This window comes from Variovorax sp. Root434 (assembly GCF_001426595.1).
Classification (GTDB): Bacteria; Pseudomonadota; Gammaproteobacteria; order Burkholderiales; family Burkholderiaceae_C; genus Variovorax.
The window spans coordinates 98,852-107,707 of record NZ_LMEK01000007.1; the positions used below are offsets into that span (position 1 = coordinate 98,852).

9 protein-coding genes are annotated in these 8,856 nt (G+C 63.3%); 3 read left to right on the forward strand and 6 right to left on the reverse strand.

Going from position 1 to position 8,856, the window contains the following annotated elements:
• Positions 1-16: 16 nt before the first annotated feature.
• The 5 genes from sbcB to icd form a co-directional block, all read right to left on the reverse strand.
• Positions 17-1,456, reverse strand: coding sequence for an exodeoxyribonuclease I (sbcB, locus tag ASD05_RS09005; protein WP_056590658.1), 1,440 nt, complete (start codon positions 1,454-1,456; stop codon positions 17-19).
• The gene (cls, locus tag ASD05_RS09010) at positions 1,457-2,902 is read right to left on the reverse strand and encodes a cardiolipin synthase (RefSeq protein WP_056590661.1); all 1,446 of its coding nucleotides are present in this window, start codon (positions 2,900-2,902) and stop codon (positions 1,457-1,459) included.
• Positions 2,903-3,007: 105 nt separating this feature from the next.
• Complete coding sequence (gene clpA / locus ASD05_RS09015) at positions 3,008-5,329, reverse strand: ATP-dependent Clp protease ATP-binding subunit ClpA (RefSeq protein WP_007838831.1); 2,322 nt, start codon at positions 5,327-5,329, stop codon at positions 3,008-3,010.
• 67 nt (positions 5,330-5,396) lie between these two features.
• A complete protein-coding gene (gene clpS, locus ASD05_RS09020; RefSeq protein WP_042674481.1) occupies positions 5,397-5,756 on the reverse strand; it encodes an ATP-dependent Clp protease adapter ClpS in 360 nt (119 codons plus the stop codon).
• Between the two features lie 227 nt (positions 5,757-5,983).
• The gene (gene icd, locus ASD05_RS09025) at positions 5,984-7,243 is read right to left on the reverse strand and encodes an NADP-dependent isocitrate dehydrogenase (protein WP_007838827.1); all 1,260 of its coding nucleotides are present in this window, start codon (positions 7,241-7,243) and stop codon (positions 5,984-5,986) included.
• Between the two features lie 219 nt (positions 7,244-7,462).
• On the opposite strand from icd, the gene ASD05_RS09030 reads away from it, so the two are divergent.
• The 3 genes from ASD05_RS09030 (at position 7,463) to ASD05_RS09040 (ending at position 8,691) form a co-directional block, all read left to right on the forward strand.
• Complete coding sequence (locus ASD05_RS09030; RefSeq protein WP_007838825.1) at positions 7,463-7,786, forward strand: hypothetical protein; 324 nt, start codon at positions 7,463-7,465, stop codon at positions 7,784-7,786.
• 155 nt (positions 7,787-7,941) lie between these two features.
• Positions 7,942-8,142: a hypothetical protein gene (locus tag ASD05_RS09035; RefSeq protein WP_056590677.1), complete on the forward strand. Its 201-nt coding sequence runs from the start codon at positions 7,942-7,944 to the stop codon at positions 8,140-8,142.
• A 90-nt stretch (positions 8,143-8,232) separates the two neighbouring features.
• Positions 8,233-8,691, forward strand: a complete 459-nt coding sequence (locus ASD05_RS09040; RefSeq protein WP_056590664.1) for a DUF192 domain-containing protein — start codon at positions 8,233-8,235, stop codon at positions 8,689-8,691.
• A gap of 68 nt (positions 8,692-8,759) precedes the next feature.
• Here ASD05_RS09040 and ASD05_RS30035 read toward each other — a convergent pair.
• A partial coding sequence (locus tag ASD05_RS30035; RefSeq protein WP_321165240.1) for a Fe-Mn family superoxide dismutase occupies positions 8,760-8,856 on the reverse strand: 97 nt, incomplete at its 5' end.

An 8,856-nucleotide genomic window follows, 5' to 3' on the forward strand; every position in this document is an offset into this window, starting at 1 on the left:
CGCTCGGGTGTTTAGCTCAGGCCTCGGGCGCGATGGCCTCGGCATATTCGTAGAGCGCGCCGAGGATTTCCTCTCCGCGCTCGTCGGCGTTTTCGGAGAGCGCGTCAACCTCGCTGAACAGCATCTCGATGGTGCGCGCCCCGCCCTCGCCCTTGAAGAGCTTGGCCACGCGCAGGGCCTCCCAGCGCTCGGCTTCTTCCTCGTTCAGCAGTTCGGGCCAGTTGCGCGCACGGTAGCGGAAAAGGATCTCGTCGAGCCGGCCGTCATCGAAGCCCGTGCGGTCCTTGGCCAGCTCTTCGGGGGACAGATTGCGTAGCTGGTTCAGGCGCCGGCGGTCGGCGTTGCCGACGAAGCCGCCGTAGAGGTCTTCGTCGACGTCGGGCGTGGCCTCCTTGGGCCGGGCGTAAACCTGCGACCAGATGGCGCTCATGTCGGGCAGGTCGCGTGCGATCGCGGCGTGGCGCATGGCAGTGTCGAGATCGACGCCCCAGCGCCCCGCCATGGCCGGCGCGAGCGTGCGCAGGTTGCCGACCACCATCGGCGACTTGTTGAGGTGGATGCCCTTCACGGGCAGGCGCACCACGCCTTCGGGCAGGTCGGCCGTGCGGGTGAAGAGGCGCAGCCGCAGGGTCTCGACGTCGATGTCGCGCAGCTCGCTCGGGTCGTGGGCCAGGTCCCAGGCCAGCAGTTCGTTCTTGTTGGTGGGATGGCTGGCCAGCGGCCACATCACGGCCAGGCAGCCGCGCTCGACCGGGAACATGCCCGACACGTGCAGGAAGGGCTTTGCCGTCTCGCGCATCGCGGGCAGGCCGAGTTCGCTGGCGACGCGGTCCTTCTTGTGCAGGCCGAAGGCGAAGTCGAACAGCTTGGGTTGCTTGTCGCGGATCAGCCGGGCCAACGCGATGGTGGCGCGCACGTCGGACAGCGCATCGTGCGCCGATTCGTGCAGCAGGCCGTTGGCGCGCGCCAGGTCTTCGAGCTTGAAGCTGGGCTTGCCGTCTTCCTTCTTCGGCCACTCGATGCCGTCGGGGCGCAGCGCGTAGGTGAGGCGCACCACGTCGAGCAGGTCCCAGCGGCCGCAATCGTTCTGCCATTCGCGCGCGTACGGGTCGATCAGGTTGCGCCAGAACAGGAAGCGCGTGACCTCATCGTCGAAACGGATGGTGTTGTAGCCCACGCCGATGGTGCCGGGCTGCGAGAAGGCGCGCTCGATGTGCGCGGCGAATTCATGCTCGGGAATGCCGCGTTCCAGGCACACCTGCGGCGTGATGCCGGTGATCAGGCAGGCCTCGGGGCTGGGCAGGTAGTCCGGCGCGGGCTTGCAATAGATCATCAGCGGCTCGCCGACTTCGTTGAGTTCGGCATCGGTGCGGATGGCCGCGAACTGCGAGGGACGGTCGCGGCGCGGCACCGCGCCGAAGGTTTCGTAGTCGTGCCAGAGAAAGGTGTGGTTCATTCAGAGCAAGGGTGAAAACAGGCGGGCGATGGCGTCGCCGAGGCGAATCCAGAAATTCTGTGGCCGGTGGGCGCGCACACCACCGGAGCTGTGCAGGTCGGTCTCGAACTGCGCCGCCAGCGGCCGGGCCAGTTCCGGACCATAAACCACCGCGCACACCTCGAAGTTGAGGCGGAAGCTGCGGTTGTCGAAATTCGCGGTGCCGATCATCGCGCAATGGTCGTCGACCACCAGGGTCTTGGAGTGCAGCATGCGCGCCTTGTACTCCCACACCTTCACGCCGGCTGCGATCAGTTCGTCGAAATACGAGCGCGCCGCCGCACTCACGATGGCCGAGTCGCTGCGGCGCGGCACCAGCAGGCGCACGTCGACGCCGCGCAGCGCGGCGCTGGTGAGCGCCATCAGCGCGGGCTCGCCCGGCACGAAGTACGGCGTGGTGAGCCACGCGCGGTGCGTGGCCGAATGGATGGCCTCGACGTGCATGCGGTGGATGGCCTCCATTGCGTTGTCGGGGCCGCTGGTGACGATCTGCACCGGGATGTTGCCAGCCTCCAGCTGCGGCAACATGGCGTTCATGACATCGTCCATGCCACGCGGGTCTTCGCCGGTGGCGTAGGTCCAGTCTTCGAGGAAGGTGGTCTGCAGCCAGCGCACGGCACTGCCCTCGATGCGCAGGTGCACGTCGTGGTACGCATCGGGCCGGGTGCGCTTGTCTTCCTCATCGGTGATGTTCACGCCACCCGTGAAGCCCACGCGACCGTCGCACACCACGATCTTGCGGTGGGTGCGGTAGTTGGTCACGGGGCGCAGGCGGCGGCCGATCTTGGTGTCGTGGAACAGCGCCACCTTGACACCCGCCTCGTGCAGCGGCGCCATGAACTTGCGGCCGACGCGCTTGGAGCCCAGTGCATCGATCAGCAGGCGCACCGTCACGCCCTGCTTCGCGCGCTCGACCAGCAGGTCGCGCAACGCGGTGCCGATCCTGTCGGGCTCGAAGATGTAGTACTCGAGGTGGACGTGGTTCCGTGCGGCGCGTACGGCCTCGAAGATCGCATCGAAGGTGCGCGCCCCGCCCGAGAGCAGTTCGACATCGACCGCGCTCGACACCGGCAGCCCGCAGGTCGCCGTGCCGAGCTTCGCCATCTGCTGCAGGGCCGGCGGTGCGTTCTGCGCCGCATCGCGCAGCCGCGCCACGTCGGCCTGGGCGAAGGCGCTGGCGCGGCTGCGCAGGCGCTTGAGCCGCTGCTTTCGCAGGCGCTGCGGTCCCAGGAAGTAATAGATGACGAAGCCCGCGAACGGCAGCAGCGCGAGCGACAGGATCCAGCTCATCGTCGACACCGGCGCGCGCTTCTGCATCACGATCCAGATCGACAGCACCGCGATGTAGCCGCTCCACGCGAGGGAGAGGCCGGTTTTCCATTCGTGGCTGAGTTCGGGGAGGATCAAGGCGAAAAAGCGGTTGGAATGGCTGTGCGATATGGCTGGCCCAAAAGAAAAAGGCCGGTAGCGATGCTACCGGCCTTTGACTTCATTCCTGGAACCGCAGTGGGCTCAGCCTGCTGCTGCTTCCTCTGCTTCGGGCTTCTGCTTGCCTTCCTTCTTCGGAAGCGGCTGGATGTCGAGCAGCACTTCGTCCTTGTCGTCGAGGTCGACTTCGAGGCGACCGCCGTCGGTCAGGCGACCGAACAGCAGTTCGTCGGCCAGTGCACGACGGATCGTGTCCTGGATCAGGCGCTGCATCGGACGTGCGCCCATCAACGGATCGAAGCCCTTCTTCGCCAGGTGCTTGCGCAGCTTGTCGCTGAAGGTGACTTCCACCTTCTTCTCGCTGAGCTGCGTTTCCAGCTGGAGCAGGAACTTGTCGACCACGCGCAGGATGATGTTCTCATCGAGCGCCTTGAAGTTGACGATGGCATCCAGCCGGTTGCGGAATTCGGGCGAGAACAGGCGCTTGATGTCGCCCATTTCGTCGCCCGCCTGGCGCGGGTTGGTGAAGCCGATGGTCGCCTTGTTCATGGTCTCGGCGCCCGCATTCGTCGTCATGATGATGATGACGTTGCGGAAGTCGGCCTTGCGCCCGTTGTTGTCCGTCAGCGTACCGTGGTCCATGACCTGCAGCAGCACGTTGAAGATGTCCGGGTGCGCCTTCTCGATTTCGTCGAGCAGCAGCACCGAGTGCGGCTTCTTCGTGACGGCCTCGGTCAGCAGGCCACCCTGGTCGAACCCGACGTAGCCCGGAGGCGCGCCGATCAGGCGGCTCACCGCATGACGCTCCATGTACTCCGACATGTCGAAGCGGATCAGCTCGATGCCCATGATGTAGGCGAGCTGCTTCGCGGCTTCGGTCTTGCCGACGCCCGTGGGGCCGGAGAACAGGAACGAGCCGATCGGCTTGTCGCCCTTGCCCAGGCCCGAACGCGCCATCTTGACCGCCGAGGCGAGCACTTCGAGCGCCTTGTCCTGGCCGAACACCACGCTCTTGAGGTCGCGCTCGATGGTCTGCAGCTTGCCGCGGTCGTCGTTGCTGACGTTGGCCGGGGGAATGCGCGCGATCTTTGCCACGATTTCCTCGACTTCCGTCTTGCTGATCGTCTTCTTGCGCTTGCTCGGCGGCAGGATGCGCTGGGCAGCACCGGCTTCGTCGATGACGTCGATCGCCTTGTCGGGCAAGTGACGGTCATTGATGTACTTGGCGCTGAGCTCGGCCGCAGCCTGCAGGGCCGCCACGGCGTACTTCACGCCATGGTGCTCCTCGAAACGCGACTTCAGGCCCTTGAGGATGTCGACGGTTTCCTGCACCGACGGCTCGACCACGTCGACCTTCTGGAAACGGCGCGACAGGGCCGCGTCTTTCTCGAAGATACCGCGGTATTCCGTGAAGGTGGTCGCGCCGATGCACTTGAGCTGGCCGCTGGAGAGCGCCGGCTTCAGCAGGTTTGACGCATCGAGCGTGCCGCCCGAAGCCGCACCCGCACCGATCAGGGTGTGGATTTCATCGATGAAGAGGATGGCGTTCGGCTTGTCCTTGAGCGACTTGAGCACGCCCTTCAGGCGCTGCTCGAAATCGCCGCGGTACTTGGTGCCGGCCAGCAGCGCGCCCATGTCGAGCGAGAACACGTTCGACTCGGCCAGGATCTCGGGCACGTCGCCCTGCGTGATGCGCCATGCCAGGCCCTCGGCAATGGCCGTCTTGCCCACGCCGGCCTCGCCGACCAGGAGCGGGTTGTTCTTGCGCCGGCGGCACAGGATCTGGATGACGCGCTCGACCTCGTACTCGCGACCGATCAGCGGATCGATCTTGCCGTCCTTCGCCATCTGGTTGAGGTTCTGCGTGAACTGCTCGAGCGGCGATGCCTTCTCGTTGCGTTCGCCGCCGCCCTCCTCGCCCTCGCCCGAGGGTGCTTCACCGCTGCCCTTGACGGCTTCCGGCGGATCGCTCTTCTTGATGCCGTGGGCAATGAAATTGACCACGTCGAGGCGGGTGACGCCCTGCTGGTGCAGGTAGTACACGGCATGCGAGTCCTTCTCGCCGAAGATCGCGACCAGCACGTTGGCGCCGGTGACTTCCTTCTTGCCGTTGCCGGTGGACTGCACATGCATGATGGCGCGCTGGATCACGCGCTGGAAACCCAGCGTGGGCTGGGTGTCTACATCGTCGGTACCCGCCACCTGGGGCGTGTTGTCCTTGATGAAGTTGGTGAGCGACGCCCGCAGGTCGTCGACGTTGGCCGAGCAGGCGCGCAGAACTTCCGCGGCGCTCGGGTTGTCCAGCAAAGCGAGCAGCAGATGCTCCACGGTGATGAACTCGTGGCGCTGCTGCCGGGCCTCGACGAAGGCCATGTGCAAGCTGACTTCCAGTTCTTGGGCAATCATGTGATTTCCTTTTGCCTTGCTGTAAATAAGTTCTCAGATGGGTTGGAGCTTGCGCAATTCAACTGGTTCATGCAACAGGTTCACTGACGCATTGGAGTGGATGCCCGGCCTGCTGTGCGGCTTCCATCACCTGGTTGACCTTGGTGGCCGCCATGTCGCGGGAATAAACCCCACAGACGCCTCGGCCATCGAGGTGGATCTTGAGCATGATCTGGGTCGCGGTTTCGCGATCCTTGCTGAAATATTCCTGCAGCACGACGATCACGAACTCCATGGGCGTGTAGTCGTCGTTCAGCATCACCACCTGGTACATCTGGGGCGGCGCAGTTTTTTGCGGCCGGCGCTCCAGGACGACCGAATCCCCGTCATCCCCGGCCGGTTTTTGCGCCGGGGGGGTGCTGGGAGTTTTTGGAATTCTCGTTGCCATGAAAATGATTCTATAGAGCGTGCAAGCGCCGTGCCGGCGCAGGAAGACTTGGTGACGTGTATTCGACAAATCAAGGGTCTTGCACCGTGAATGACGACGGAATTTCCGGAGAATTCGCAGGAAACGAGCTCAGGCGAGCGCATGAATGAAAAAGCCCCTGAACGCCTTTCGGCGGCTCAGGGGCTTGATGCTCGACGCCGGCAGGCATCGACGAGCAACCATGGCAATTACATGTGGTCGATCATCACCTGCCCGAACCCCGAGCAGCTCACTTGCGTGGCGCCGTCCATCAGGCGCGCGAAGTCATAGGTGACTTTCTTGCTGGCGATCGATTTCTCCATCGAGCTGATGATGAGGTCGGCGGCTTCCTTCCAGCCCATGTGGCGCAGCATCATTTCGGCCGAGAGGATTTCGGAACCAGGGTTCACGTAGTCCTTGCCAGCGTACTTGGGTGCCGTGCCGTGGGTGGCTTCGAACATGGCGACGGTGTCGCTGAGGTTGGCGCCCGGGGCGATGCCGATGCCGCCGACCTGCGCGGCCAGTGCGTCGGACACATAGTCGCCGTTCAGGTTGAGCGTGGCGATCACGCTGTACTCGGCAGGACGCAGCAGGATCTGCTGAAGGAAGGCGTCGGCAATGCTGTCCTTGACGGTGATTTCCTTGCCCGTCTTTGGGTTCTTGAACTTCATCCACGGCCCGCCGTCGATCAGTTCAGCGCCGAATTCCTTGGCGGCGAGGCCATAGCCCCAGTCACGGAAGCCACCTTCGGTGAACTTCATGATGTTGCCCTTGTGCACCAGGGTGACGCTGGGCTTGTCGTTGTCGATGGCGTACTGGAACGCCTTGCGCACGAGACGCTCGGTACCCTCCCTCGACACGGGCTTGACGCCGATGCCCGAGGTATTGGGAAAGCGGATCTTCTTGACGCCCATTTCGTCCTGCAGGAACTTGATGAGCTTCTTCGCCTTGTCGCTCTCGGCTTCGAATTCGATGCCGGCGTAGATGTCCTCCGAGTTCTCGCGGAAGATCACCATATTGGTCTTGTGCGGCTCGCGCACCGGGCTGGGCACGCCCTCGAAGTACTGGATGGGGCGCAGGCAGACATACAGGTCGAGTTCCTGGCGCAGCGCGACGTTCAGAGAGCGGATGCCGCCGCCGACGGGCGTGGTCAGCGGGCCCTTGATGGAAACCACATAGTCACGCACGGCGTGCAGCGTTTCCTCGGGGAGCCAGACGTCGGGACCGTAGACCTTGGTCGACTTCTCGCCGGCATAGACCTCCATCCAGTGGATCTTTTTCTTGCCGCCATAAGCCTTGGCCACCGCCGCATCCACCACTTTCAACATCACCGGGGTGATGTCCAGGCCCGTGCCGTCGCCTTCGATGAAGGGAATGACCGGTTGGTCAGGCACATTGAGCGAGTTGTCGGCGTTGACCGTGATCTTCTGGCCGTCGGTCGGGACTTTGATGTGCTGATAACTGGTCATGAGAGGGGATGGCTCCGGAATTGACGTAATTTTTGACGACTGTCAGCGAATTCAGACACGGGGTGGATTCGCTGTACAGCCTGTGAACAAATCGCTGTACATTTTAGACGCAGCCCATCAGCAAGCGTTTGTCAACCGGCGAGCCAATGGGCTCGTTAGTGGCTGACCTTCTGCTCGCCGGGAGGCGTTTCCAACCAATTCTCGATAGAGGAATCATCAATGAGCAAAATTCTCGCAGTCATGATCGCTGGCCTGTTCGCCGCTGGCGCCTACGCCCAAAACCCGGCCGGTACGACGCCCGAACAAGGTAACGCCACCAACAGCAAGTCGCAACAACGTGCTGAAGCCAAGAAGGCTGCCAAGCCCGCTGGCCAGGTCAAGGCTGCTGGCGGCGACGAAGCCAAGACGCCCGAAGGCGGCGCCATCGGTGCCGACAAGGCTGCTGCCTCTGGCGAGAAGCGCGCTGAAACCCGCGACCAGCGTCGTCGCAACAAGGACGGCAGCATCAAGCGCAAGTCGACCCAAGGCGGCACCCCGCAGTAATTCGGCCTGCCTCCCAAAAAAAAAGCGCTCTTCCGAGCGCTTTTTTTTTGATCGAGGCAGCTGCGTGGCTGTCAACCGCGCGAAACGGCTTTCGTTGAATGTCTACCTTCCGCAGGGAGGGCAATCCAGATCAACGAATTTCAAAGGATATGTTCATGAACAAGCTGCTCGCAGCCCTGGTCGCCGGTCTCTTCGCCGTCGGTGCTTTCGCTCAACAAGCCGAACCCACGGCCGCTCCCGCCGCAGCCGCTCCCAAGGTGGCCAAGCACGCGCCCGCCAAGAAGCACGCCGCTGCCAAGAAGCACAAGGTTCGCCACGTGGCCAAGGCCCACACGGCTGCCGCCAAGAAGGTGTAAGCTTTCAAGCTCACCGGCAATGCCCGCATCAGCGGGCATTTTTATTGGTTACGGGCTGGGCTTCGCCCCGCTCTGAAAGAGTTGTCCCCGATGTTCCAGCGTCTCGCCGCCCTGCTCCTCGCGTCTGCGCCCTTCTTGATGCCGGCTCATGCCCAGCAGCAATCCCAGACCGATTTGCCACGCACGCAGTTGTCGGTCGGTCTGTACAAGATCGACGCGCAGATCGCGCAAACGCCCCTGCAGCGCGAAATCGGCCTGATGTTCCGCAAGGAAATGCCGCAAGCTGAAGGCATGATCTTCGTGTTCGAGCAGCCTGCAACGCAATGCTTCTGGATGCGCAACACGATCCTGCCGCTGACCGCTGCGTTCGTGGCCGAGGACGGCCGCATCGTCAACCTGGTCGACATGCAGCCCATGACCGAGAACTCGCATTGCTCGCTGGAGCCTGTGCGCTACGTGCTCGAAATGAACCAGGGCTGGTTCGCCAAGAAGAACATCAAGAAGGGAGCCAAGCTCGGCGGCGAGTTGTTCGCAGCCGGCAAGCGCTGAGCATCTACCGTCTCAAGCCCTCAAAAAAGCCGACCCTTGGGTCGGCTTTTTGCTGGAGGAACCCGGGTTCAGCCGAAGTTCTTCGCCGCGAAGTCCCAGTTCGCCAGCTTGGCCAGGAAGGTCTCGACGAACTTCGGGCGCAGGTTGCGGTAGTCGATGTAGTAG

Coding starts and splice junctions, on each gene's coding strand:
- sbcB (WP_056590658.1), bottom strand. CDS start 1,456: ATGAACCACACCTTTCTCTGGCACGACTACGAAACCTTCGGCGCGGTG.
- clpA (WP_007838831.1), bottom strand. CDS start 5,329: ATGATTGCCCAAGAACTGGAAGTCAGCTTGCACATGGCCTTCGTCGAG.
- clpS (WP_042674481.1), bottom strand. CDS start 5,756: ATGGCAACGAGAATTCCAAAAACTCCCAGCACCCCCCCGGCGCAAAAA.
- icd (WP_007838827.1), bottom strand. CDS start 7,243: ATGACCAGTTATCAGCACATCAAAGTCCCGACCGACGGCCAGAAGATC.
- ASD05_RS09030 (WP_007838825.1), top strand. CDS start 7,463: ATGAGCAAAATTCTCGCAGTCATGATCGCTGGCCTGTTCGCCGCTGGC.
- ASD05_RS09035 (WP_056590677.1), top strand. CDS start 7,942: ATGAACAAGCTGCTCGCAGCCCTGGTCGCCGGTCTCTTCGCCGTCGGT.
- ASD05_RS09040 (WP_056590664.1), top strand. CDS start 8,233: ATGTTCCAGCGTCTCGCCGCCCTGCTCCTCGCGTCTGCGCCCTTCTTG.